The organism is Polynucleobacter sp. 31A-FELB (assembly GCF_018882405.1).
GTDB lineage: Bacteria > Pseudomonadota > Gammaproteobacteria > Burkholderiales > Burkholderiaceae > Polynucleobacter.
Genome location: NZ_JACVOO010000002.1, coordinates 192,951 through 218,676 on the forward strand (window position 1 = coordinate 192,951; position 25,726 = coordinate 218,676).

Annotated in this window: 26 protein-coding genes and 1 tRNA gene; 16 read left to right on the forward strand and 11 right to left on the reverse strand. The window is 45.8% G+C overall.

Annotation, left to right across the window (positions count from 1 at the left end; translation table 11 throughout):
• Positions 1–54: 54 nt before the first annotated feature.
• Genes lnt through ICN30_RS02590 form a run of 5 tightly spaced genes read right to left on the reverse strand, consistent with a single transcriptional unit; the run spans position 55 to position 5,639 of the window.
• The gene (gene lnt, locus ICN30_RS02570) at positions 55–1,578 is read right to left on the reverse strand and encodes an apolipoprotein N-acyltransferase (protein ID WP_216863376.1); all 1,524 of its coding nucleotides are present in this window, start codon (positions 1,576–1,578) and stop codon (positions 55–57) included.
• An 8-nt stretch (positions 1,579–1,586) separates the two neighbouring features.
• Positions 1,587–2,426: an HlyC/CorC family transporter gene (locus ICN30_RS02575; RefSeq protein WP_216273017.1), complete on the reverse strand. Its 840-nt coding sequence runs from the start codon at positions 2,424–2,426 to the stop codon at positions 1,587–1,589.
• 56 nt (positions 2,427–2,482) lie between these two features.
• Positions 2,483–2,959 carry an rRNA maturation RNase YbeY gene (gene ybeY, locus ICN30_RS02580; RefSeq protein WP_216273019.1) on the reverse strand — a complete coding sequence of 159 codons (477 nt, stop codon included), beginning with the start codon at positions 2,957–2,959 and terminating at the stop codon, positions 2,483–2,485.
• A gap of 1 nt (position 2,960) precedes the next feature.
• Positions 2,961–4,319, reverse strand: a complete 1,359-nt coding sequence (gene miaB, locus ICN30_RS02585; protein WP_216273020.1) for a tRNA (N6-isopentenyl adenosine(37)-C2)-methylthiotransferase MiaB — start codon at positions 4,317–4,319, stop codon at positions 2,961–2,963.
• A 57-nt stretch (positions 4,320–4,376) separates the two neighbouring features.
• Positions 4,377–5,639 (reverse strand): putative Na+/H+ antiporter, encoded by a 1,263-nt coding sequence (locus ICN30_RS02590; RefSeq protein ID WP_216273021.1) that lies wholly within the window; start codon positions 5,637–5,639, stop codon positions 4,377–4,379.
• 81 nt (positions 5,640–5,720) lie between these two features.
• Here ICN30_RS02590 and ICN30_RS02595 point away from each other — a divergent pair, with 81 nt between their 5' ends.
• Together ICN30_RS02595 and htpG are read left to right on the forward strand one after the other, a co-directional pair.
• A complete protein-coding gene (locus ICN30_RS02595) occupies positions 5,721–6,131 on the forward strand; it encodes a rhodanese-like domain-containing protein (protein ID WP_216273022.1) in 411 nt (136 codons plus the stop codon).
• Positions 6,132–6,214: 83 nt separating this feature from the next.
• A complete protein-coding gene (gene htpG / locus ICN30_RS02600) occupies positions 6,215–8,116 on the forward strand; it encodes a molecular chaperone HtpG (protein WP_216273023.1) in 1,902 nt (633 codons plus the stop codon).
• A 103-nt stretch (positions 8,117–8,219) separates the two neighbouring features.
• Here the strand turns inward: htpG and ICN30_RS02605 are convergent, their stop codons facing one another.
• Entirely contained in the window at positions 8,220–8,507 is a 288-nt protein-coding gene (locus tag ICN30_RS02605; protein ID WP_216273024.1) for a glycine zipper domain-containing protein, read from the reverse strand.
• 47 nt (positions 8,508–8,554) lie between these two features.
• Entirely contained in the window at positions 8,555–8,917 is a 363-nt protein-coding gene (locus ICN30_RS02610; RefSeq protein WP_216273025.1) for a Rap1a/Tai family immunity protein, read from the reverse strand.
• 137 nt (positions 8,918–9,054) lie between these two features.
• Here ICN30_RS02610 and ICN30_RS02615 point away from each other — a divergent pair, with 137 nt between their 5' ends.
• From ICN30_RS02615 to ICN30_RS02625, 3 genes are read left to right on the forward strand one after another with little or no spacing between them, the layout of a single operon-like run.
• Positions 9,055–10,257 (forward strand): ammonium transporter, encoded by a 1,203-nt coding sequence (locus ICN30_RS02615; RefSeq protein ID WP_216273026.1) that lies wholly within the window; start codon positions 9,055–9,057, stop codon positions 10,255–10,257.
• A 35-nt stretch (positions 10,258–10,292) separates the two neighbouring features.
• Positions 10,293–10,817, forward strand: a complete 525-nt coding sequence (locus ICN30_RS02620; protein WP_216273027.1) for a gamma carbonic anhydrase family protein — start codon at positions 10,293–10,295, stop codon at positions 10,815–10,817.
• A 20-nt stretch (positions 10,818–10,837) separates the two neighbouring features.
• Complete coding sequence (locus ICN30_RS02625) at positions 10,838–11,767, forward strand: AEC family transporter (RefSeq protein ID WP_216273028.1); 930 nt, start codon at positions 10,838–10,840, stop codon at positions 11,765–11,767.
• Here ICN30_RS02625 and maiA read toward each other — a convergent pair.
• Positions 11,738–12,418 carry a maleylacetoacetate isomerase gene (maiA, locus tag ICN30_RS02630; protein WP_216273031.1) on the reverse strand — a complete coding sequence of 227 codons (681 nt, stop codon included), beginning with the start codon at positions 12,416–12,418 and terminating at the stop codon, positions 11,738–11,740. The two genes, ICN30_RS02625 and maiA, sit on opposite strands and share 30 nt — an antisense overlap.
• Positions 12,419–12,499: 81 nt before the next feature.
• On the opposite strand from maiA, the gene ICN30_RS02635 reads away from it, so the two are divergent.
• A complete protein-coding gene (locus tag ICN30_RS02635; protein WP_216273033.1) occupies positions 12,500–13,129 on the forward strand; it encodes a trimeric intracellular cation channel family protein in 630 nt (209 codons plus the stop codon).
• Here the strand turns inward: ICN30_RS02635 and ICN30_RS02640 are convergent.
• Entirely contained in the window at positions 13,116–14,714 is a 1,599-nt protein-coding gene (locus tag ICN30_RS02640) for a gamma-glutamyltransferase family protein (protein ID WP_216273035.1), read from the reverse strand. The two genes, ICN30_RS02635 and ICN30_RS02640, sit on opposite strands and share 14 nt — an antisense overlap.
• 221 nt (positions 14,715–14,935) lie before the next feature.
• On the opposite strand from ICN30_RS02640, the gene ICN30_RS02645 reads away from it, so the two are divergent.
• Positions 14,936–16,606: an MFS transporter gene (locus tag ICN30_RS02645; protein ID WP_216273037.1), complete on the forward strand. Its 1,671-nt coding sequence runs from the start codon at positions 14,936–14,938 to the stop codon at positions 16,604–16,606.
• 92 nt (positions 16,607–16,698) lie between these two features.
• Here ICN30_RS02645 and ICN30_RS02650 read toward each other — a convergent pair whose 3' ends face one another.
• Positions 16,699–17,310 carry an MOSC domain-containing protein gene (locus ICN30_RS02650; protein ID WP_216273039.1) on the reverse strand — a complete coding sequence of 204 codons (612 nt, stop codon included), beginning with the start codon at positions 17,308–17,310 and terminating at the stop codon, positions 16,699–16,701.
• Between the two features lie 46 nt (positions 17,311–17,356).
• On the opposite strand from ICN30_RS02650, the gene ICN30_RS02655 reads away from it, so the two are divergent.
• From ICN30_RS02655 to ICN30_RS02695, 9 genes are all read left to right on the forward strand, one after another.
• On the forward strand, positions 17,357–17,767 hold the full coding sequence (locus tag ICN30_RS02655; protein WP_216273041.1) for a hypothetical protein: 411 nt from the start codon (positions 17,357–17,359) through the stop codon (positions 17,765–17,767).
• Positions 17,768–17,822: 55 nt separating this feature from the next.
• Positions 17,823–17,899, forward strand: a tRNA-Met gene (locus ICN30_RS02660).
• 65 nt (positions 17,900–17,964) lie between these two features.
• Positions 17,965–18,498, forward strand: a complete 534-nt coding sequence (locus ICN30_RS02665) for a DUF2878 domain-containing protein (RefSeq protein ID WP_216273043.1) — start codon at positions 17,965–17,967, stop codon at positions 18,496–18,498.
• A 124-nt stretch (positions 18,499–18,622) separates the two neighbouring features.
• The gene (gene recA, locus ICN30_RS02670; RefSeq protein WP_370624697.1) at positions 18,623–19,705 is read left to right on the forward strand and encodes a recombinase RecA; all 1,083 of its coding nucleotides are present in this window, start codon (positions 18,623–18,625) and stop codon (positions 19,703–19,705) included.
• A 7-nt stretch (positions 19,706–19,712) separates the two neighbouring features.
• Complete coding sequence (locus tag ICN30_RS02675) at positions 19,713–20,249, forward strand: regulatory protein RecX (RefSeq protein ID WP_216273046.1); 537 nt, start codon at positions 19,713–19,715, stop codon at positions 20,247–20,249.
• A gap of 189 nt (positions 20,250–20,438) precedes the next feature.
• On the forward strand, positions 20,439–21,608 hold the full coding sequence (sucC, locus tag ICN30_RS02680; protein WP_215354929.1) for an ADP-forming succinate--CoA ligase subunit beta: 1,170 nt from the start codon (positions 20,439–20,441) through the stop codon (positions 21,606–21,608).
• Positions 21,609–21,623: 15 nt separating this feature from the next.
• Positions 21,624–22,517, forward strand: coding sequence for a succinate--CoA ligase subunit alpha (gene sucD, locus ICN30_RS02685; protein ID WP_216273048.1), 894 nt, complete (start codon positions 21,624–21,626; stop codon positions 22,515–22,517).
• 81 nt (positions 22,518–22,598) lie between these two features.
• The gene (locus ICN30_RS02690) at positions 22,599–23,297 is read left to right on the forward strand and encodes a TerC family protein (RefSeq protein ID WP_216273050.1); all 699 of its coding nucleotides are present in this window, start codon (positions 22,599–22,601) and stop codon (positions 23,295–23,297) included.
• A 125-nt stretch (positions 23,298–23,422) separates the two neighbouring features.
• Positions 23,423–23,920, forward strand: a complete 498-nt coding sequence (locus ICN30_RS02695; protein WP_216273052.1) for a pilin — start codon at positions 23,423–23,425, stop codon at positions 23,918–23,920.
• Between the two features lie 78 nt (positions 23,921–23,998).
• Here the strand turns inward: ICN30_RS02695 and ICN30_RS02700 are convergent, their stop codons facing one another.
• Positions 23,999–25,549, reverse strand: coding sequence for an HAD-IB family phosphatase (locus ICN30_RS02700; protein WP_216273054.1), 1,551 nt, complete (start codon positions 25,547–25,549; stop codon positions 23,999–24,001).
• Positions 25,550–25,726 lie beyond the last annotated feature (177 nt).

The following is a 25,726-nucleotide window of genomic DNA, read 5'->3' on the forward strand; positions in this document are numbered from 1 at the left end:
CCTGGCTAAGCCTTTGATTTTACATGGCTAAGCTAGCGAACCATGAAATAGCGATTAGATTCGTTTTTGGCGAATAAGACCTAAGATAAGCAAGAGACAAGAAAGGCTCAAAATGGGTGCATTTCCCCAAATCACATAAGGAGTTGTGCCTGAGTGGGCTTGAATCTTGAGGCTGAGTACGCCCTGGGTAAATTCGCCCAACTGAGACAGTACCTTACCGTCTGGCCCAAGCGCTGCCGTAATACCCGTATTTGTGGCGCGTAGCGCTGGCAGGCCGGTCTCCAGAGATCGAAGTTGGGACAGTCTTAATTGCTGCGCCGGTGCTTGGGAATCTCCAAACCAAGCCAAATTAGTCATATTAATCAATAGGTTGACTGGTTTACTGCTGTGATGAATGCGGGAGGCTAATTCCCCGCCAAAGACATCTTCATAGCAAATAGTGATCGCCGCCTGAATTGCATCTTTGCCTGGGCGAACAATGCTGAAAGGGGCTTGATCTAACTCGCCACGTGCAAAGTCACTCATGGGGACATGAAAGGCATTCACAAACCAATGAAATCCAGGTGGAATAAATTCCCCAAAAGGCACCAAGTGAGACTTGTCATATTGATAGCTCGGCACATTGGGAGAAAGCCCAAGCGCACGATTGGTGTATTTCACTTCGACGGAGTCGTGCGATTCCCCAATGACACCTAGCAAGACATTGCTGGAGGTATTCGTGGAAAACTGTTGGAGAGATCCCAGTAGGCCAGCTGGAAGATTGCTCTGCGGCCAAGGGTAAGCAGTCTCTGGGGTGATGATGAGATCGGCCGATTGACTCTCAATAGCATTGGTATAAAAACTAAATTGTTCTTCAATAGCTTTGGGGTTGAACTTCAGGCTTTGCTCAAAATTGCCTTGAATTATGCGAACACTGAGTGGCTCGCCAATCGGTTTTGTGAAAGTCCAAAAGCTCGCAAGTTGCACAAGTGCGACAGCGGAAATAATGCAGGTAGAGCTAAAGACAATATTTTTCCTTAGCTGAGTAATCTCCCAAGAAATCCACACCACTAAAAATGTGCAGGCTAAGCCGCCGAAGAATGGTGCCGCTGGTGCGAAGGGGCCGTTGAATTGCGCTTCAGCAAATCCCATCCAAGGAAAACCAGTTAGCACCACACTACGTAAATATTCAATGAGCACCCAGGAGGCTGCTAGCACTAGACCTGTTAGATATCTTCTTCTAGGCAGACAAAGGGAAAGTGAGGCGCTTGAGAAAAATAAAGCCATACCAGCGGCCAGTAAAAATACCGCTAAGCAAGAAACCACAGCATGCATTCCACCTACGTCATGCAGGCTAATGTAGATCCACCATAGCCCCAGAATAAAGTAGCCTAGACCAAATGCCATTCCAGAAATAAATTGATTTTTAATCGAGAGAATAGATTGCTGGCTCATTCGCCACCAAATCAAACTTAAGACAGGGATTTGTATCCAGCCACCATAGGGCAGTTCTGCGGCAGCAGCTAGCAATGCCCCCAGAAAAAATAGCGCCAATAAATTGACGCTATTACTTAGCTTTGCTGATTGCTGATCAATCAAGGTAATTCTCAGGAAGATTTTTTCGGGAGTTGGCGTGCGAGCAGAATATGTATCTGTCTTGGGTCAGCGCGCTGAACCTCAAATTCAATTCCGTCGATCTCAATCAACTCACCCATCTTAGGCACCCGGCCAAGGTGTTGAATGACTAAGCCCGCAACTGTTTCAATATCGTCATCATGAAATTGGGTGCCTAGTGCCTCGTTAAATTGTTCGAGCTCAGTAATGCCTTTAACCCGAATATCGCCATTGTCTAAAGAGATGAGATTATCTGCCTCTTCATCAACATCATGCTCGTCTTCAATATCGCCAACAATTTGTTCCAGCACGTCTTCAATCGTAATTACACCAGCAACACCGCTGTATTCATCTACAACAATCGCTAAGTGATTGCGGTTATCTTTGAAGTCACGCAGCAAAACGCTTAAACGTTTAGATTCTGGAATAAATACTGCGGGGCGGAGCCAATCACGCACTTGAAAATCTTTTTCAGTGGAGTGACGCAATAAGTCTTTTGCTAGCAAGGTACCAATGACGTTGTCACGGCTACCCTCAAATACAGGAAAGCGTGAGTGAGCGGCAGTAATCACGCTCTTAATAATTTCTGACAGGGGTTGATTGATATCAATCCAGTCAATCTGAGCCCTGGGAATCAAAATATCACGAGCACACAATTGACCCACTTGGAATACGCCCTCAATCATGGAGAGGGCATCTGCATCAATTAAGCCTTCTGTCTGGGCTTCTCTGAGGGTATCAATCAGTTCTTGGCGACGCTCTGCTGGACTGGTTGGCTGTGGCGTTAAAAATTCAGCCAAGCGTTCTAAAAGGGATTTATTGGGGTCAGGCATATAGCAAGAATATCGCAGAAATCAGTAAATTCAGTGAAGGAAGTCTTAAAGATGCATTAAATAGGCGCGTAGGGATTGGTAAAGCCCAGGGATTTTAGGAGGATGATTTCCTGACCTTCCATCTTCGTCGCTTCTTTATCGTTCTCATGGTCAAAGCCTTGAGCATGCAGGCAGCCATGAATAATCAGGTGAGCCAAATGAGCCTTAACGGCTTTGCTTTGGTCGGACGCCTCTTTTTGAATTACGGGGAGACAAAAAATAATATCGGCAGCTATAGCCTTTTTGCTGAGCTCGTATGGAAAGGTGAGCACATTAGTCGCATAGTCTTTATTGCGAAAAGCAAAGTTCAGTTTTTTACCTTCGGCTGCATTAACAAAGCGTAGGGTGATGAGCCCGTTCAATTGAACTGCTGATTTCACCCATTTTTTAATTAGCGCTAAAGATGCGATCGCAAGAACTTTATCTTCAATAGTGGCGCTAGCAAATTGAATATCGATCTCTAATTTAGAGGGGGATGCTTGCTTAGTTGTCATCTTAATGGGCATGAGTGAGGGTGGATTCACTAATCAGATCGCCTCGGAGGGTGTAGTTCAGTACTTCGGTAATGCGGATATCTACCATTTGGCCGATGAGTAATTCAATATCTTGATCTGGCGCAGTAAAGTGAATGACGCGATTATTGGCAGCGCGACCCTGCAAATTCACGCCATCCTTTGCCAGTCCTTCAACAAGCACTCGTTCAATATTGCCCAACATATTTTTGCTAATCTGATTTGCTTGTGATTCCACTAGAGCTAGCAGTGTTTGCAGGCGCTTGAGTTTGACCTCATAAGGAGTGTCATCACTCAGGTTGGCTGCGGGGGTGCCAGGGCGCGCACTGAAAATAAAGCAAAAGCTGTTATCAAAATTGAGTTCTTCAACCATCTTGAGTAGTTTTGCAAAGTCCTCATCAGTCTCGCCCGGAAAGCCCACAATGAAGTCGCTGGAGAGCGTTAGGTCGGGTCTCACAGCGCGCATTTTGCGAATAATGCTCTTGTATTCTAGGGCGGTATAGCCGCGCTTCATCGCAGACAAAACGGAGTCGGATGCATGCTGTACTGGCAAGTGCAAATGACTTACTAATTTAGGAACTTTTGCATAGACATCTATTAAGCGCTGGGTAAATTCTTTTGGATGGCTAGTAGTAAAACGAATTCTCTCTACGCCGGGGATTTCAGCAATGTATTCGATGAGCAGGGCAAAGTCTGCAATCTCTTCGCTATCACCCATCTTTCCAAGATAAGCATTCACATTCTGACCAAGCAAGACAATTTCTTTGACGCCTTGAGCTGCAAGACCAGCCACTTCAGTCAAAACATCATCAAAAGGGCGCGACACTTCTTCGCCTCGAGTGTACGGAACTACACAGTAGCTGCAATATTTTGAGCAGCCTTCCATGATGGAGACGTAAGCAGAGCCTCGAGTTTGACGTGAGGCAGGAAGGTGGTCAAACTTTTCAATTTCAGGAAAAGAGATGTCTACCTGAGATCTACCGGTCTCGCGACGTTGTGCAATGAGGTCAGATAGGCGATGTAAGGTTTGCGGTCCGAAGACAACATCAACATACGGCGCTCTGCTAATAATTTGTTGACCCTCTTGGCTGGCAACGCACCCACCCACACCAATCAATAAATTGGGTTTAGTTTTCTTGAGCTCCCGCAGACGTCCCAAATCAGAAAATACTTTGTCTTCGGCTTTTTCACGAATAGAGCAGGTGTTCAGAAGAACCACATCTGCATCTTCAGGGGTATCAGTCATGACCATGCCTTCATCGGCATGTAAGAGGTCGGCCATCTTGCCCGAGTCGTACTCGTTCATTTGACAGCCAAAGGTTTTGATATAGAGCTTTTTCATATGCCGTTCTCAGGTTTATAGCTGGGGGCGAAGCTCAGATTTTACGGGATAAGGCTTTTAGAGTAGACGAAGAGCCAGAATTGCAACAATGGTTGGTGGAATGGCAGCGACAAACAGTAATCCTGCAGAAACGGCTGCATTCGGGAAATAACTGCGCAAAATAGCTAGTCCAGCCGGGTTTGGGGCGTTGGCAATGACGGTTAAGCCGCCGCCTGCCACCGCACCGCCAACCAAGGCTAGCTTGAATTCTGGTGAAGTACCTTGTACAAGTGACCCCAAATACGTGAGCGCCGCATTATCTGTAATTGCTGTTAAGGCCAGGCTGCCATAGAAAACCGCAGTAGGGCTCATAGTTTCAAGAATCGGTTGTAGCCACCATCCTTGCAGTGCGCCCAGAACAACCAATCCACCCAAGAAGAATCCCACTAGCAAAGCTTCGCGCAAAATGAGTGGGCTTTGATGTTTTGGATAAGCAGTCGTGTAGCCAATGAAAAATAGCAATAGCCACATGAAGATCACTGGGTCATGTGCGAAGGCCACAATGCCCAGCAAAAAGAGTAAATGAATGGCTGTAATCGTCAGCGGAATGCGAGCCTGATCAGACTTGTCTGTAGGTTCAATGAGTTGCTTATGAAAGAGTAGCGTTGCAATCGTTGCATTGACAAAAATAGCAATCGTTGCTTCGTGCCCAAAGTTGGCAAACATGAATGCGCTATCCCAGCCCCAGGTTGAAGCCACCATCAGTACCGGCGGCGCAGCAAAATTAGTTAGCGTGCCACCAATGGAGATGTTGACGAACAACACCCCTAAAGTACCAAACAAAAGTGGGGTGGAGCATTTATGGCGATAGACCAAGTCTCGCAATAAGAATGCCGCCAGTGTCATTGCTGCAGGCTCAGTAATGAGTGAGCCTAGTAAAGGGGTGATGCTAAGGGTTAGGAAATACAGTGTTGGAGCTTGCTTGGTACGGAATACCAATTGCAATCCCTGGCCTAACTTGTGAAGAATTTGGGTGGCGAAATGCAAAATGGGTTTGCTACCCGCAACAACCATGATGGCAAAAACAAATAGCGGCTCCGTGAAGTTTCGCTTGTTGGCGTACTCTTTTGCTGTGGCTAAATCATTTGCAAGCCACATAAAAATAATCAGTATTGCCGCCCAAAATCCAAAGACGATTTCTACTTCGCCCAGGAGGTGCCATAGACCAGCATGCCTTGGAGATTTTTTGGCAAGCGTTTCAAAATAGGCAGTACAAAAAGTATGCAGTACTGCGACGGCAAAAATAATGCTGGCACCAAGCTCTGTAGGGGTAAAGTTCATGCAGACATATTATCAGGACAAGCCTGTCAGAATATGCATAAAGCTAATTCGGTAGAAGTGTTAGCAATTTAGGAGATTTTGATGAAATTGAAATTAGGGTATCAAGAATTAATTGCAAATGCGATGGCTCAAATTGAGACCATTCCATTAGACCAAGCGCAAAAACTCTTAGATGATGAAAACACGGTTTTCGTGGATATTCGGGATGTGAGGGAGTTGGAGCGTGATGGCATGATCCCCAATGCAATTCATGCACCTCGTGGCATGCTGGAATTTTGGGTTGACCCAGATAGCCCTTATTACAAGCCGGTTTTCGGGGAAGGTAAGCGTTTAGTGCTCTATTGCGCATCCGCATGGCGCTCCGCCCTAGCAACAGAAACCCTCCAAAGGATGGGGGTCCCCGGGATTTGCCATCTAGAGGGCGGCTTTAGCGCTTGGAAAAACGCTGAATTACCTGTGGCGGAGAAGCATTCAAAAGCACATACCGGTTAAATTCCCCATTTCCTGGATCTTGAAATCCATTAAATAGCCCCCAATTACTGGAGGTTATGTTCATTCATTAAGAGGGAATACGCATGTCTGTAGCCAGTAAAGAAACGTTAGGCTTTCAAGCCGAGGTAAAGCAACTTTTACAACTGATGATTCATTCCTTGTATTCCAACAAGGAAATTTTTCTCCGTGAGTTGATCTCTAATGCGTCTGACGCTGCAGATAAGCTCCGCTTTGAGGGAATCGAGCATCCCGATTGGTATGGCGATGATCCTGAACTGAAGATCAAAGTCAGTTTTGATAAGGCCGCCAGAACTATCACCATTTCTGATAATGGGATTGGTATGAGTCGTGATGAAGTAATTTCTAATTTAGGAACTATCGCTCGCTCTGGTACCAAAGAATTTTTCTCTAAGCTCTCTGGCGACCAGCAAAAAGATGCTGCTCTAATTGGGCAGTTTGGCGTGGGTTTTTATTCAGCATTTATTGTGGCTGACCGCATTACCGTTGAGACTCGCCGAGCAGGCTTGCCAGCTGCTGATGGAGTTCGCTGGGAGTCTGATGGCTCTGGTGAATTTACAGTAGAAAGCATTGATCGCCCACAGCGTGGGACATCCATCACGATGCATCTTCGTGAAGGTGAGGATGATTTTCTCTCCACTCATAAACTCAAGTCAATTATTCGCAAGTATTCCGACCACATCTCTTTGCCTATTCAGATGAATAAAGAAGAGTGGGATGCGGATAAAAAAGAGCAAGTTATCAAAGATGAGCTCGAGAGTATTAATCAATCCAGCGCTTTATGGGCTCGCTCAAAGTCTGAAATCACTGAAGAGCAGTACGACGAGTTTTATAAGCACCTGTCACATGACTATGAAAACCCTCTTTGTTACTCGCTAAATCGAGTTGAGGGGCGTAGTGAGTTTACGCAACTATTATATGTACCAGCACGCGCACCATTTGATTTGTGGGATCGCAACAAACGCGGAGGTATCAAGTTATACGTGAAGCGGGTATTCATCATGGATGATGCCGAGCAATTAATGCCGATGTATCTTCGTTTTGTTACTGGTGTGATTGATTCGACAGACTTGCCTTTAAATGTCTCTCGTGAAATTTTGCAGGAATCACGTGATGTCAAAATCATTCGCGAGAGCTCTACCAAGCGTGTGTTGAGCATGCTGGAAGAGTTGGCCAATAGTGATGATGAGGCTAAGATAGAAAAATACCGCACCTTCTGGACTCAGTTTGGACAAGTGCTTAAAGAGGGTGTTGGTGAGGATCAAGCAAATCAAGAGCGCATCTTAAAACTCTTACGTTTTGCGAGTACGCACACTGACTCTGCGGATCAAACCGTTTCCTTGGCTGAATATATTTCTCGTATGAAAGAGGGTCAGGATAAGATTTACTACGTCACTGGCGATACTTTTAATGCTGCTAAAAACAGCCCGCATTTAGAAATCTTCCGCAAGAAGGGTGTTGAAGTCTTGTTACTGTCCGATCGAGTGGACGAGTGGATGCTTTCCTTCTTCACCGAGTTTGATGGCAAGCAAATGACCTCGGTGGCAAAGGGCGGGCTTGATCTTGGCAATCTCAGTGATGAGAAAGAAAAGAAAGAGCATGAAGAGACTGAGAAGAATTTCAAGGACTTGCTTGATCGCATGAAAGCGGCACTGGAAGACAAGGTTAAGGATGTGCGCGTGACTTTCCGCCTAACGGATTCGCCAGCGTGTTTGGTTTCCGATGAGAATGAGCTCTCTGGAAATTTATTGCGGATGCTAAAGGCTGCCGGTCAACAAGCGCCTGATACCAAGCCTATTTTGGAGATCAATCCTGAGCATCCTTTGCTGCAGAAGTTGAAATCAGATGACCAGCATTTTGATGAGTGGGCTCAAGTTTTATTTGATCAGGCTCTTTTGGCTGAGGGCGGACAATTAAATGATCCAGCCGCTTATGTGAAACGCATTAATCAACTCTTACTCTCTTAATTTTCAAGAGCCCAAAGAAAAACCCGACTTGCATGACGCAGGTCGGGTTTTTTATTATTCAGCCGCTAGTGCAGCATCAATGCGCCTGGGGCGCTAGAGATGATTAGTTAGGGGCTTGATTCTTTTGATTGTTTTTTCCAGCGTTGTAACCAGAGTTGTACTCAGAAGCCTGCTCTTTTTTGTAGGCGTCGTATGCGTAACCAGAGGCTGCACCAACTGCTGCGCCACCAACTGCACCCCAGATTGGGTTGCCGTGGAAAATGGCCGTACCAATTGCACCAGCGGCCGCACCGATACCAGCACCCGATAAAGTGCGCTGTTCTGTATTACTCATGTTGGAGCAACCTGCGATTGCTAAAGTTGCAGCGGTAATAGCGATAATTTTTTTCATATCAACCGTTCCTTATGTCTATAGATGATTTAGATAAATAGCTTTGATTATTTTCTGGCGCAAGGAAAGCGTGCCGCCAAGAAGCCCAAGAAAACACCTGCCGCTGGTTTATCTGAAACTTGTTGATTACTTTGTCCAAACTTAACAAATTCACCAATTACTTCGTCACGTGATGGCGCGGGTTGCTTTACGCAGATGTATGGCTTTGCGCGTTGTGGATGGCGTGTAGTCAAATAGGTATCGTAAGCAGCGGTTGTATAACCAATACAAAAGCTACGTGACTCAGGGCTTGCTGGCAATTTACAAACGTTCACGAGCTCTTGTGTGCTCAGTACTTGAACTTTTTCTTGAGCTTGTACTAAGCCAGAAAATGCGCCTAAAGCGGCCAATAGAACTAAAACTTTTTTCATGGGTTCTCCCTTGGGTGTGTGTAAATTTGATAATAAACCATATTAGTGGCATTAAATTGCACTAAATGGGTGCATTTATGCTCAAATTCGGTCTTTACATTCCCCATAATGACGCAAAAAACATAGGGGGTATTTCAGTGGAAACTTTGAAATCAGGCAGCGATGTCTTATTTATTTTGCTCGGCGCCATTATGGTTCTGGCAATGCATGCGGGGTTTGCATTTCTAGAGCTTGGGACCGTTCGTAAAAAGAACCAAGTCAATGCCTTGGTCAAAATCCTGGTCGACTTTGCGGTGTCAACTATTGCGTATTTCTTTATTGGCTACAGCATTGCCTACGGCGTAGACTTTTTCTCGGGTGCAGAATTATTGGCTGAGAAAAATGGCTATGAACTAGTTAAATTCTTTTTCTTACTGACCTTTGCTGCTGCTATTCCAGCAATCATCTCTGGCGGTATTGCTGAGCGTGCGAAGTTCAATCCTCAATTAATTGCCACTTTCATTCTGGTCGGCTTCACCTACCCCTTCTTTGAGGGTATCGCCTGGAATCAACATTACGGTATCCAAGCATGGATCAAATCACTGACTGGTGAAGAGTTTCATGACTTCGCGGGATCGGTTGTAGTGCATGCGGTTGGCGGTTGGATCGCATTGCCAGCAGTCATTCTTTTGGGTGCACGTCGCGGTCGCTATACCAAGGATGGCAACGTTGCAGCCCATCCGCCTTCAAGCATTCCGTTCTTGGCATTGGGTGCTTGGATTTTGGCGGTAGGTTGGTTTGGATTTAACGTCATGAGTGCGCAGACTATCGATAAGGTCAGTGGATTGGTGGCGATGAATTCTTTGATGGCGATGGTTGGCGGCACTTTGGCTGCCTGGGTCATCGGTCGCAACGATCCGGGCTTTACTTATAACGGCCCTTTAGCTGGTTTAGTTGCGGTTTGTGCGGGGTCAGATTTAATGCACCCCATGGGCGCCTTAGCGGTTGGCTTAATTGCTGGCGCTCTCTTTGTATATATGTTTACCTTGGTGCAAAACCGCTGGAAGATTGATGATGTATTGGGTGTGTGGCCTTTGCATGGTCTATGCGGTTTATGGGGTGGACTGGCTGCGGGTATCTTTGGTACCAAGGCGCTCGGCGGTATTGGTGGTGTAACTTTCTTAGGCCAGTTAATTGGAAGTGGCTTGGGAGTTGCTATCGCGCTTGTTAGTGGCTTTGTGGTCTATGGATTGCTTAAGGCTGTTTTAGGTATCCGCATGTCACAAGAGGAAGAGTTTGAAGGTGCTGATTTGAGTATTCACCGGATTTCCTCTACTCCTGATCGTGAGCCTAACTGGTAGGCTTTATTAAATATAGCCATTACCTATAATGGGTCATGGCTATATTTGAACTAGATGGAAATGTGCCCCGCTTAGACGAGGGTGCCTGGGTTGCCGAGAGCGCAGAAGTTATCGGCAGGGTCGAGCTACATAAAAATGCGAGCGTATGGCCCAAGGTAGTTATCCGTGGCGATAACGATCTGATTCAAATTGGCGAGGGCAGTAATGTGCAAGACGCTTCAATTTTGCACACAGACCCTGGCTACCCACTCATCATTGGCAAGAATGTTACCGTTGGTCACCAAGTCATGCTGCATGGTTGTCATGTCGGCGATGGTAGTTTGATTGGTATTGGCGCTGTGATTTTGAATGGGGCCAAAATCGGCAAGAACTGCTTAGTAGGTGCTGGTGCATTGGTTACCGAGGGTAAAGAATTTCCAGATGGCTCAATGATTTTGGGTTCACCCGCTAAGGCGGTGAAGACGCTAAGCCCAGAGCAGATTGCTGGCATTGAAGATATCGCAGGTCGTTATGTCAACAACGCACAGCGCTACCAGCAGACTCTGAAGAAAATTGCTTGATCTAAAAAAGCACCCTTAAATTGTTCTACGTCTTCAACGTTGTCTTTCCAGTATTTGCTCTCATTCTGATTGGCTATGTTTGTGGGCGAACAGGTAAATTAGGCGAAAGTGCATCCGTTGAATTGAATCGCTTTGTGGTGTGGCTCGCCTTGCCTGCGCAACTATTTCAGTTTGCCTCTAGCAGTAGTTGGCAAACACTGTGGCAGCCTGGCTTTATTGCCGCTTTTTTTCTGAGTTGCGTGGCAGTATTTATTCTTGTATTGATACTTACTTGGGTGCGCAGTCGAGATTTAGTGGCTGCAAGTTTTTCTGGCTTGAGTGCGTCTTACTCCAACACGGGGTATATGGGTATTCCGCTCTGTGTTCTAGCGCTTGGTCAGGATGGTTTGGCACCAGCAATTATTTCTACTTTTATTGTGTTTGTGATGTTTGCTATAGCAACCGTCCTGATTGAGGTCGGTATACAGTCTCACAAAAAATCTCATGAAATTGTTCGGAGCGTACTGAAGTCGCTGTGTACCAATCCATTATTACTTGCACCTGTAGCGGGTTTGCTATGGTCATCTACGGATTTGGTTTTGTATGATCCATTGGCACAAGTCATTTCTTTTTTAGCCGCCGCTGCAACACCTTGCGCCTTGGTTTCTATTGGACTTTTTTTGATGCAAAAGGAAAAGTCTGTACCGCAAGAGGCTTGGGGTATTAGTTTTGCAAAATTGATTATTCAGCCTCTAGTTGCCTGGTTGGTAGCTGGGCCAATCTTGGGTCTACCTGCATTGTGGGTAAGTGCAGCGGTAATGCTGGCAGCGCTTCCCACTGGTACGGGGCCATTTATGCTGGCGCAGTACTACAGTGCAGATAGCAGAATAATTTCTCGGGTAGTACTTTTAACCACAATCGGTTCTTTGTTAACGCTGTCTTTATTCTTGTGGTGGAGCAAGGGGGTTTGATCCCTCGGCGTCAATTTGCTTTTCCCAAGAGGCATCAATAAATGCTGGTAGCTTCATGCACTCATTAAATATTTTCATCAGTGTTGGATAGGCTTTCATGTCGAGCTTTGCACTGAGTGCATTAAAAATTTGCGGCACCAAGCAAATATCAATTAAGCCGGGTTGGTTGCCACAGGCAAAGCGACCCAGTCTGGTGTCCGAGCTTAATTGTTTTTCTAAGCTGGTTAAGCCTAAAGTAATCCAGTGTTGGTTCCAATCATCTTTTGCCTCCATGCTGAGACCTAATTGCCTGATTAAGTAGCGCAACACTCTTACATTGCCAAGCGGGTGAACATCAATCGCGATATCCATCGCTAATGAACGTACCCAGGCTCGATCAATTGCGGTCTGGGGTAATAGCGGGGGATTGGGTTGAACCTCTTCGAGATATTCAATGATGGCAAGAGATTGGTGAATGTTGTGAGTGCCATCGGAAAAGAGTGGTACTAAGCGATTGGGATTTTTGTTAGCGTATTCGCCAGCAGTTTGGACGCCTCCACTTTTAACGATATTGACTGGGATCACATCGTAATCAAGCCCTTTTAAGTTAAGAGCAATACGCACCCGAAAGGCTGCCGAGCTGCGCCAAAAACTATAGAGCTGAGTTTTCATGAAGGGTTCCTTAATGAGATTGCCCTCAGTATATTGAGGACTTGATTGATTGGCTGGTGTCGGTGATTTAGACTAGACGCTATGGATCAAATTAATTTCTGGATTGGCATTATTGCCACCATCGCATTTGCGGTAACGGGTGTTCTCGCTATTGCCGATCGAGGCGTGGATCTCTTTGGTGTACTGGTTTTGGGAGTGATTACTGCGATTGGCGGTGGAACCGTGCGTGACATCATCCTAGATGTGCCTGCGTTTTGGTCGATTGCGCAAATTTATATCTGGGTAGCGCTGGGGGCGTGCATTGTTACTTTCGTAGCCGAATCTTTTTTTACACAGCCGCAGATTTATCGCTGGATGCTCTACATCGACGGCCTGGGCGCCGCTTTGTTTGGAATTCAGGGTGCTGATAAGGCCTGGAACATAGGATTTGGGTTGCCTGTAGCTCCAGTGATTTTAGGTGTTATTACTGCGATTGGTGGCGGCTTGTTGCGCGATATTTTGGCAGGTAGAAAAACCTTACTGATGTCGCATGAGCTCTATGCGATCCCAGTGACTTTGGGCTGCTGCATTTACATTTTGATTTTGAATTTCTTTCCCGAGTTCACACTCGAGGGGTCAGTGATTTGCATGCTCGCTATTTTTGGATTACGCGCAGCTGCCATTTACTGGGATCTGCGCGTACCCAAATTATTTATTACTAAAACGCGCTAACGGCACCATCGCTGCGGGGATCCCAGCCACCATGTAGTGTGCCGGATGGATCACGAATAATGCAGCCTGCGTGCCCAACGGTTTCATCAAAGGCATCAAGCATTTCAATTTCATGGCCTAGGGCATAGAGTTCCTTTGCCACCCATGGACTAAAGCGTGACTCTAATTTTAGGCTGTCACTAGTTTGCCCCCAAGTTCTACCTAAGAGCCAGCGTGGTCGACTAATGGCATCTTGTGGATCAAGTCCGTATGTCGCTGTACGCGTGAAGACTGCGCACTGTGTTTGAGGTTGGCCATCACCACCCATCGTGCCGTACACCATGGAGCGACCGTCCTTAAATAAAGCCATTGCTGGGTTCAGTGTATGGAATGGTTTGCGATAGGGCTCAAGGTGATTGAGTGTTTTCGGATCAAGCGAGAAGCTACAGCCTCGGTTCTGCCAGTTCACGCCAGACTTGGGTAGAACAATGCCAGCGCCAAACTCGTGATAAATACTTTGAATGAATGAAACGCAATTTCCATTGCCATCAATCACACCCATCCAAATCGTATCGGCTGGTCCTTTGCCCTGACCCCAAGGCAAAGCTTTTTGAGGGTCAATATTTTTTGCCAACTTCTTTAAGAAGGCGGGGGATAAGAATGATTGCGCATTTCTTTTCATGTAAGCGGGATCGGTCACATATTTATCCCTGACCATGAAGGCTTGCTTGGTAGCTTCAACGCAGTGGTGAACATATTCTGCGCTATCGACTTTGAAGCGCTTGAGATTGAGTTGATCCAGTATTCCGATGATCATTAAAGACACGACACCTTGAGTTGGCGGTGTCATGTTGTAAACATTGCCCATGCTGTGTTTAAGTTCAAGCGGGTCAATCAGTTTTGCTTGGTGACGATGTAGATCTTCGATTCTGAGTGGACTGCCGATATAGGTGAGTTCTTGTGCAATGAGTTCAGCCAAGTCGCCACGGTAGTAATCTTCCGTTCCTTTGCGAGAAATTTGGCGCAAGGTTTTTGCAAGGCGACCTTGTTTAAAGATGCTGCCCACTTCCGGTGCTTTTCCATCCGCCAAGAATGTTTCGGCAAATCCTGGGATGTCTTGCAACTCACCCTGTTTTTTAGCAGTGAGACTCGATTGGCTAAATGTCACGGGTACGCCCGCTTCAGCATAGTGAATCGCATCTGCCAATAAGCGGGAGAGCGGGAGCCTCCCTCCTAAACCTTGTTTTGAAAGTTGTTGTGCTGCACCCCAGCCAGAAATGGTGCCCGCAACTGTATTGGCCGCAACGGCACCTCTGAAGGGAATGGCGGAGGTAATGCCGCGCTCGGCGTACCACTGTTTAGTTGCTAGGCCAGCTGCTGCCCCACAGGCATCAATCCCGCCCATGGCTTTACCAGGAGAGTGAATAACCCAAAAGGAGTCACCACCAATGGAATTCATATGCGGATAGACAACTGCGATTGTTGCGGCAGCAGCGATCATTGCCTCCAATGCATTGCCACCTTCGCGGAGCACTGCTAATGCTGATTCAGATGCGAGTGAGTGGGGCGCTACCGCCATCCCTCGAATTCCCCATTTTTGTTGCATGGTTATTAGTTCCAAATAATGAATGTGTGATGTTGTGTGATGTTTCTATTAGACGCTAGGCCAATAAATGTTGCTTTATCGCCTCTAGTTTGCAGTTTTCTCGGGAAAACCCCGATCCGATTTGATGGGGAATTACCCTAACTAGTGGATTTCTTTGATTTTTTTCAAAGCATAATCGACCCGTTGTTTTTTATTTCAATAAAAATAGTTAGGAGCTACTGATGTCAACATCAACTAAAGCAGCCCCAATGACCGCTGAAGAACGCAAAGTTATTTTTGCTTCATCTTTAGGTACGGTTTTTGAGTGGTACGACTTTTATCTTTACGGTTCATTGGCTGCCGTTATCGCCAAGCAATTCTTCTCAGGTCTAGATGCAGGTTCAGCCTTCATTTTCGCCTTGCTTGCGTTCGCCGCCGGTTTTATCGTTCGCCCATTCGGCGCTTTGGTATTCGGTCGCTTAGGTGACTTGATTGGTCGTAAATACACCTTCTTGGTGACGATCCTGTTGATGGGTGGTGCAACATTCATCGTAGGTATTCTGCCTAACTACGCCACTATCGGTGTTGCTGCTCCTGTGATCTTGATCGCATTGCGTATGCTTCAAGGTTTGGCATTGGGCGGTGAGTACGGTGGTGCTGCAACTTACGTTGCTGAGCATGCTCCTCACGGTCGTCGCGGCGCATACACAGCTTGGATTCAGACAACAGCTACTCTTGGTTTGTTCTTATCCTTGTTAGTGATTTTGTTCACACGTGAATTCACTGGCGCAGACTTTGACGTTTGGGGCTGGCGTGTTCCGTTCATCGTTTCTATCGCTTTGTTGGCTATTTCTGTTTGGATCCGTTTATCAATGAACGAATCCCCAGCTTTCAAGAAGATGAAAGATGAAGGCAAATTGTCTAAAGCTCCTTTGACAGAGTCATTCGGTCAATGGAAGAACTTGAAGATTGTTATCTTGGCATTGTTTGGTCTGGTTGCAGGTCAAGCGGTGGTTTGGTACACAGGTCAGTTCTACGCTTTGTTCTACCTCACACAAGTGTTGAAGGTAGATGCTAAGACTGCGAACTTGTTGATTGCTGCTTCATTAGTAATCGGCACACCATTCTTCGTGATCTTTGGCGCTTGGTCTGACAAGATCGGCCGTAAGGTCATCATCATGGGTGGCTTGTTATTGGCTGTTATTACATACATTCCAAATACACCAGTTTCTGTATTTAATGCCTTGACCCACTTTGCTAACCCAGCGTTAGAAAAGGCAATGGCAACATCACCAGCAACTATTACTGCTGATGTGAATGAATGTACATTCCAGTTCAACCCAACAGGTACAGCTAAGTTCACAAGTTCTTGCGATATCGCAAAACAAGTGATGGCTTCCAACTCTGCTAGCTATAGCACTGTTGCTGGTCCTGCTGGCGGTACAGCTGTTGTGAAGATTGGTGATACAGAAATCACTGGTTACTCTGCAAAAGGCTTGGCACCTGCTGATGCAAAAGCAAAAGATGCTGAGTTCAAAAAGCAAATCCGTGACGCATTGAATGCTGCTGGTTACCCAGCTAAAGCAAACCCAGCTGACATTAACTATGTTGCTGTGTTGCTCTTGTTGGTGTACTTGGTGATTTTGGTAACCATGGTTTATGGCCCAATCGCTGCGATGTTAGTTGAGATGTTCCCAACTCGCATTCGTTACACATCTATGTCCTTGCCATACCACATTGGTAACGGTTGGTTCGGTGGCTTGTTGCCAACGATCTCCTTCGCCTTGGTAGCGCAAAACGGTAATATTTACTACGGTCTCTGGTACCCAATCATCATCGCTGCGATGACATTGGTAATCGGTGTACTGTTTGTTAAAGAAACTAAAGACGTAGATATCTACGCTAAAGACTAAGTTTTACTAGTCTGTTTCAAAAACTAAACCCGACCACTATGTGGTCGGGTTTTTTATTGCTAGAAATTAATTGCAGTGATTAATTAGAGTGATTAATCCCAAAGATTTTTCTGATTACCGCGATTAAAGTGCGCTTGATTTTGATCGGCGATAGATGTGATTCTTTGGCCTGGCAGCACCTGGATTTCAGCGCCTGCTGAAAGCGCGCCAGTTTGATTGACGCGAAGATACCACCCACTAAAGCCCGACTGCAGCATGGCTTTGGCTGCGCCTTTGTAGCCCATCTTGGCATTGAACTTAAAGCAGGGCTCACGTAGCTTGACCACGGTAAATTGAAGATCGCCAATCTGCATTTGATCCCCAACAAATATTTCGGTTTCAAGCAAACCTTCGATCGTGAAGTTTTCACCGAATGCGCCCAAGGGGAGCTCAACTGATTTTTTAGTTTCTCGAGTGAGTAGTTCGCTCCAAAAAGCGTAGTGCTCTATTGGGTAGACGTAAATTGCTTTCTCTATTCCGCCGTGTACCGATGGATCCGCTTGCTCATCGCCTGCAACTCCCAGTCGTGTGATTTCCACAGGTGCGGGGGAGGCAAGGGTACTAATAGCTTGCTTGTTAATTGCTGAGGCTACTGTTGAGTAGTTCGGGTGATGAGACCCAAACAGTGGCATTACTTTGCCTGAAGAGATAGAGAGAAGTCGCATAGGTCCAGATGACTGATAAGATGAAATGGTCGAACTAGGAAAGTAAATGATGCATCTTTATAGATTATTGGTGGTAGCAATTCTTTGTGCGCTTGCCAGCCCAACTGCATTTGCTAAGTGGGATGAGGAGCGGGATGTCACCACCAATGGTAAAGATGAGCTGGTTTACTACTTTAAGACCAATGAACAAGGGCAAAAGCTGGTTTTAGATAAGTACGTGAAACGTCTGATTTTCATTCAGCCCGACCGGTTATATAAGCGCACCATTCGTCTCATTAAGGTGGATGGCCAGTCTATCGAGGTGATGAGCGACCCCTTTTCCCGCTTTCCTGAGCAAACGGCCATTATTTTTGAAAACAAGGATGAGGTTCTGAAAAAGCTCTTTCTAGCTAAGAAAATTGAGGTTTTTGTTCGCTACAACCGTGATGAGGCTGTGAGCGTGTTTCAGATTAAGTAGTTCGAGCCCCTTTGCTTTAGACAGATGACGCCTGATCATTTACAATTACGAGTTCGGCGAATTAGCTCAGCTGGTTAGAGCGACGGAATCATAATCCGCAGGTCCGGGGTTCAAATCCCTGATTCGCCACCATATCAAGAGGCCATTGCCCACCGGCAGTGGCCTTTTTCTTAGGTAATGTGGCTTGGATTCGATCGATGGCTAAATTCTGGAATTTCGTCTTTTTCCAAGCCGGTTGGTTTGCATGTGTTTTGGGTGCAGCCAACAAGCAGGTCTTCTGGGCCGTTTTGGTTACATTGGCTTATATCGCCTTCACTATTTGGCGTGACCACGCTCCCAAGTTAGTACTGAAGCTCCTTGGCAAAGTCTTGGTTTATGGAATAGTTGCCGACACCATCATCATGCACTTGGGATATCTAAATTTTCAGGATGATTGGCCCTCCCCGTACTTATCGCCCCTTTGGATGTGGGTTTTATGGGTGTTGGTTGGCGGCACAATTAATGGCTCCCTGTCATGGTTGAGGGGTAGACCTGTTTTGGGCTTCATTTTGGGGGCTATCTGCGGACCAATGTCCTATGAGGCTGGTATTCGTATGGGTGCTGGGGGCTGGGGTGCTGGCAATCAGACCATGGGTTTTATCTTGGTTGGGCTTATTTGGGGCATCGCCATCCCCCTCTTTTTCTACTGGGATCGCACCTCAATCAATGGTGGCCTAGTAAAAAATCCGTAAATTCCTTTAAAAAGCCGCTTGCAAATAGTACTGTTTTTATATACAGTAACTTCTGAGTTGTTGAAAAGCACGAAAACTACGGGAAATAGCCCAATACATAGCGAAAAGGAATTAAAAAATGGCCTTGGATGATAAGAAAAAATCAGCCTCATCAGAGTTTGACGGCATGAGCGGAGACAAGCAAAAGGCATTAACTGCAGCCTTGGCGCAAATTGAGAAGCAATTTGGCAAGGGCTCAATCATGAGATTGGGCGATGCAGAGATTCATCAAGATATTCAGGTGGTGTCTAGTGGTTCATTGGGTTTAGACATTGCCCTCGGGGTTGGTGGTTTGGCACGTGGGCGCGTGATTGAGATTTACGGCCCAGAGTCTTCAGGCAAGACAACATTAACTTTGCATGCGATTGCAGAGATGCAAAAGATTGGTGGAACTTGCGCCTTTATCGATGCTGAGCACGCTTTAGATGTTCAGTACGCTTCACGCTTGGGTGTAGACGTTAATAACTTGCTGATCTCTCAGCCGGATACCGGTGAGCAAGCTTTGGAAATTGCTGATGCTTTAGTGCGTTCAGGCTCTATTGATTTAATCGTCATTGACTCTGTAGCAGCCTTGGTTCCAAGGGCTGAGATCGAAGGCGATATGGGTGATTCATTGCCAGGCTTACAAGCTCGATTGATGAGTCAAGCTTTGCGTAAGTTGACTGGTGCGATCAAGCGCACCAATACAACCGTGATCTTTATTAATCAAATTCGCATGAAGATTGGTGTGATGTTTGGTTCGCCTGAAACCACTACCGGCGGTAATGCGCTCAAGTTCTATGCTTCTATGCGTTTAGATATTCGTCGTATCGGTAGTATTAAGAAGGGTGATGAAGTTGTTGGTAACGAGACTCGCGTGAAGGTTGTGAAGAACAAGGTATCCCCGCCATTCCGCGAAGCAATTTTTGACATCATGTACGGCGCTGGAATTTCACGAGAGGGTGAAATTATTGATATGGGTGTTGAAGCCGATATCGTTGAAAAATCAGGTTCTTGGTACGCTTACAACGGCGATCGTATTGGCCAAGGAAAAGACAATGTGCGTGAGTTCTTAAAAGAAAATCCTGCCATTGCCCAAGATATTGAAGCCAAGATTCGTGCGAAATTGGGTGTGAAGGCTGGTACAGCGGTAGTGAGCGACGTTTTGAGCGAAGAAGAGGAAGCGTAATTCTTCGATGTCAGAATTAGGCAGCACCATTAAAAAAAGCAAGAAACAAAGCCCGAGTCTCAAAGCTCGGGCTTTGCGCCTTTTATCGATGCGTGAGTACAGCCGTAAGGGTTTGGCAGCAAAGCTCGAAGAATCAGCTGCAAGGATGCTCAAGTTCCAGGCAGTCAATGAGGATTCCGAGGAAGTTATCCCAGCAACTCCGCTGGCTATCGAAATTGAGGCTGTTTTAGATGATTTTGAGGCTCGCGGATGGCTTTCTGATCAGCGCTTTGCAGAGGCGCTGGTACGGCGCCGTAGTGAGCGGTTTGGAACCCGAAAAATACAGGATGAGCTTGCTCAGGCTGGGGTCGATAGCTCAAAGACGGCAGATTTACTCAAAAATCTCAAAGAAACTGAATATCAACGTGCTCACGAGCTGTGGCTGCGCAAGTTTGGTGCACTGGCAACAGAGCAAAAGGAGCGAGCACGTCAATACCGGTTTTTGGCCTCCAAGGGCTTCAGTTCAGATGTCGTATCTAAGGTGGTGGCTGGGCGTCCTGACTAGGGCAATTACGGAGCCAATAGGCGATGTTGCCGCATTGCAGCATGATAGACTTATGGAGTCGGCTAAACCGCTCCCATTTATTCAGATGAACTCCTTTAAGTTGTCCATTGAGTAGATAGGTGATTAAGGTCAAACCGGTTTTACTAATCCTCATCGCTTGCTAAAAAAGATACTGTTTCGGGAGTAATAATGAAAATTCACGAGTACCAAGGCAAAGAATTACTACGCCAATTTAATGTGCCTGTTCCAAATGGCATTCCTGCATTTAGTGTTGATGAGGCAATTAAAGCTGCCGAAAAGCTAGGTGGCCCGGTATGGGTTGTTAAGGCGCAAATTCATGCGGGTGGTCGCGGTAAAGGCGGCGGCGTGAAATTAGCTCGTAGCATGGACGAAGTGAAAAAGTACGCTTCTGAAATTTTGGGCATGCAGTTGAAGACGCATCAAACTGGTCCAGAAGGTCAAAAAGTAAATCGCCTCTTAATCGAAGACGGCGCTGACATCAAAAAAGAGTACTACTTCAGTATCGTTACCGACCGTGGCACACAAAAGAATGTGATCATGGCGTCCAGCGAAGGTGGTATGGACATTGAAGAGGTTGCAGAATCTCACCCAGAAAAAATTATTAAAGTATTTGTTGATCCATTGATTGGTTTGACAGATGCTGATTGCCAGATCATTGCGAAAGGCATTGGAGTTCCAGATGCTTCTATTCCAATGGCAAGTGATGTGTTCAAGAACTTGTACAAGACCTATTGGGAAACTGATGCGTCATTGGTTGAGATCAATCCATTGATTCTTGAAGGCAACGGCAAGATCAAAGCGCTTGATGCTAAATTTAATTTCGATCCAAATGCCCTGTACCGTCATCCAGAAATCGTGGCTTACCGTGATATCGATGAAGAAGATGCCGCTGAAATCGAAGCTTCTAAATTTGACTTGGCTTACATCTCACTCGACGGCAATATTGGTTGCTTGGTGAATGGTGCTGGCTTAGCAATGGCTACGATGGATACCATTAAGTTGTTCGGCGGTGAGCCAGCAAACTTCTTGGACGTTGGTGGTGGTGCAACTGCAGAAAAAGTAACAGAAGCATTCAAGATCATGCTCAAGAACAAGAGTGTTGAAGCGATTTTGGTCAATATTTTCGGCGGCATCATGCGTTGCGACGTGATCGCTGATGGCGTAGTTACTGCATGTAAAGCGGTGAACTTGACTGTACCTTTGGTTGTGCGCATGAAGGGTACCAATGAGGAGTTGGGCAAGAAGATTCTTGCAGACTCTGGCTTGCCAATCATTAGCGCCGATTCAATGGCAGAAGCTGCTACTAAGGTAGTTGCCGCTGTTGCGAAAAACAAATAATCAAGGAACTTCAATATGTCTATTTTGGTAAATAAAAATACTAAAGTAATTACTCAAGGTATTACTGGTAAGACTGGCCAATTCCACACTGAGAAGTGCCAGGAATACGCAAATGGTAAGAACTGCTTTGTAGCTGGTGTAAATCCTAAAAAAGCGGGCGAGTCTATTTTCAATATTCCAATTTATGGAACTGTTAAAGAGGCTGCTCAGCAAACTGGTGCCACCACTTCTGTAATTTATGTTCCGCCTCCTGGCGCTGCTGCTGCGATTTGGGAGGCTGTTGAAGCTGACCTCGATTTTGTGATCTGTATTACTGAAGGCATTCCAGTCAAGGACATGCTGGAAGTACGCAACAAGATGACTGCCAAAGAAGCTGCTGGTGGTAAGAAGACTTTATTGCTTGGCCCAAATTGCCCCGGAATCATTACTCCAGATGAAATTAAGATTGGCATCATGCCTGGCCATATTCATAAAAAGGGTCGTATCGGTGTAGTTAGCCGTTCTGGCACCCTGACTTATGAGGCGGTTGGTCAGTTGACATCAATTGGTCTAGGTCAGTCCACAGCAGTTGGTATTGGTGGCGATCCAATTAATGGCTTGAAGCACATTGATGTGATGCGTATGTTTAACGAAGATCCTGAGACTGATGCAGTCATCATGATTGGTGAAATTGGTGGGCCGGATGAAGCTGAAGCCGCTCGCTGGTGTAAAGACAATATGAAGAAGCCAGTTGTTGGCTTTATCGCTGGTGTAACAGCGCCTCCTGGAAAACGTATGGGCCATGCTGGCGCATTGATTTCTGGTGGTGCTGATACAGCCGATGCCAAGCTTGCCGTTATGGAAGAGTGTGGCTTTAAAGTAACAAGAAATCCTTCAGAAATGGCGGCTTTGCTCAAAGCCATGTTGTAATTACGCTTTAAGAAAAGGATGCCTGATAGCATCCTTTTCTGTAGTACCTGTGGTTAAAACATAAAAATATAAGAGGATGACATGGAGTTTTTAACAATGCTAGATTGGTCTGTCGTTGCGCAGATCATCTTGATCGATATTCTGTTGGGCGGCGATAACGCGGTAGTCATTGCCTTAGCTTGCAGAAATTTACACCCTAATCAGCGCCGTAAGGGCATCTTATGGGGAACAGCTGGCGCAATTATTTTGCGTATTGTGCTGGTTGCCTTCGCAGTCACTTTGCTGCAAATTCCTTTCTTGAAGTTTGTTGGCGCTCTTGCGCTGCTGTGGATTGGTTACAAGCTCATGGTGGACACTGGTGGCGAAGAGGGTCACGACCTTCAAGCGCCTGATAAGTTATTTGCAGCCATTAAGACCATCATCATTGCAGATATCGTCATGAGTCTAGACAACGTTCTAGCGATCGCAGGTGCTGCCGGTCAGGTGGATGATCAAGCTCATCAGCTTGGCTACATCGTTTTCGGTTTATTGGTTTCTGTACCACTCATCATTGGTGGCAGCCGCATCGTTTTGTATCTCATCGATCGTTTCCCAATCATTGTTACAGCAGGTGCTGGCTTACTAGGCTGGATAGCTGGCGGCATGATGCTTTCCGACCCTGGCGTGATTAAGTTCTTTGGGGCTGGAGTGGAGTCTTATAGCTTGTTAGCAGGTGCTGTAGGCGCTATTGGTGTGATGGCTCTTGGAGAGATTGCAAAGCGGAGCAGTAAAAAAGCCTAATTATTCTCTCTCGCATTAATCAGAAAAGCCGGCCTTTAACGCCGGCTTTTCTTACATTTGGACATCTTGAGTGTGTTGGGTATAGACTGGATGATGAGGGATTTAACCCTCAGGAGCCAATCAATATGTCTACACAAGATCAGCAGCAAGAATCTGGATTTACCTTAATTGAGGTGATGGTTGTGGTTGCCATCATTGGTATTTTGGTGGCAGTCGCCGTTCCTCAATATCAAGATTACATTGCACGTAGCCGCATCGTAGAGGGTATGAATTTATCCTCCAGTGCTAAGCTGGCAGTGACCGAGGCTTTTGCTAGCGGAGGCACGGTGCCAATGGATAAAGCAACTAGTGGTTCATTTACCTTTGTACCAACACGCAGTGTAAAGTTAATTGAGATCACGCCTTCTGGTGCTATTGCCATAGACTTTCAGAATAACGTTGCGCCGGAAGATAAAAACACATTGCATCTCATTCCGACGAATGACCCAGACGCCAATGTACCTAAAGCGATTGATTTATCCAAGCCCGAGGGATCAACCTGGGCTGGCGGTTGGTCTTGCCGTTCTACTGAAACCAATCTATTGCCTCAGTTACTTCCCTCAGAGTGTCGGATTGCTAAATAAGCAGTAAAAATTCATTCTTTTGCTTGGGGTAAGAAGGGGGTTAAGTTTCTGAACATGTTGGGCTTAATCCCCGTGGCTTTATATAGCAACAGTTTTGGTGATCGATGTGCTTAGGTTGGCGCCAATTAAATCCTGAAATGATGATATTTCATTTATATGCTTATGCTTTTTCAACTCTTCTGATTTTGGCTCTATCGCAAAAGCCTTGTCAGCCAAAAGTAACATACCTAAGTCATTCAAGTTATCACCAATAGCCCAAATCTCTTTAAATCTTGGATTATTGGATTTAGATAAAAATCGACTAATGACGTTGCTTTTGCATGGTTGAGCACTGGATTGATTGGAATCGGGATAAAAGTCAGGACTAATTTTTAGCTCCCCAATGCAAATATCATTTTGAAATTTCAAGGTGTGGGCGATCGCAAAATCTGCAAATATCCTTTTTCTCAAAACTTCTGCTGCTATGAAATAGCTATCGGATATGAGGCCAACCATGAATCCATCCCGCTTCATTTGATTTACAAACTCTACGACTCCATCTCTGATTGGCATAGACATAGCAACCTTTTCAAAGTGACTTCGGTGAGTGAATTTAAAAATTTCAGCAATTTTCTGACTACGGGTCGCTGCATCGTTTAGGTGGGATTCCAAAAGAGCATGCAATGTTTCTTCTGTATGTGTGAATCGAGCCAAATCGGTGACAAAGCGATTGGGGGTAACTGTTCCGTCCATGTCCAAAAGGACAACTTTGTGACGGTTTTTCTGTCTATTGATGATGTAGTCAAAGGAAGCTGTTGCAAGACGCTGCTCTTCATACATCTCTGAGATTTGCTCTACATGTAATCGTCCTGCTTGGCGGGAGTAGTGGTGAATTACTCTAGCAACTTCATTTGCCATTGTGGTCAAATCGATCAATGGTTGGCTGTCATGCTCTAGAGTGCCAATATCCACTTCACAAATACGCGCTCCTTTTAGATGGGCATCAATCAATAAGCCCACATCGACGCCATAACCTGGCTCAAAAGTTAATTTTTTTAAAAGCGATGTCTTGCACGCTAGGATGCCACCCAAAGGCTGCGATATGCTTGCTAGCTCAGGAAAAAAGACTTTAAGCATAGGTTTAGCGGTTAATTCAGTGACTCTGCCGCCACCCCTACCAAATTTCGCCTTAACGAAATCCGCACTATTGTTAATTAACGGTGCAACTAATTTTGAAATGATCCCACTCTGTAAACCTGATAAATCACCATCTAAAAAAACAATATATTCAAACTTAGCAAGTAGTGCACCATCCTGCATAGACGCGCCTTTGCCAAGCATTGAGCTTGTGATGACTCTTGCACCAACTTTCCTAGAAATGTTTGCCGTTTCGTCAATTGAGCTGTCATCAACGACAATTACTTCACCAGTTGAAGCGTCATTTTGCGCATATTGAATAACCGATCCAATGGCTTTCTCTTCATTAAGAGCCGGAATGATTACGGAACATAAGCCTGAATCATGACCGCCATCTTTTAGATCAGCAGAATTCTTCCGAAAAAGCTCTTTACTCGATTGTGTGGCGGCTTTTGATTTAATGCGAAGAAAGTGTTTTATTTTTCTCCATAGACGCATCAGTAGAGTCTGCATGCTTTTCTCCTTGGGGAGATGGGTGAAGCAAAAGTATACCTATGGTGAAGTGACCTCCTCCCAATAAATTGGACACCCTAAATTAGAAAAAATCGGCGATATTATCCCTAAGGAGGGGTGCGCCATGAAGAGGTCAAAGTTCACAGAAGAGCAGATTGCTTTTGCATTGCATCAAGT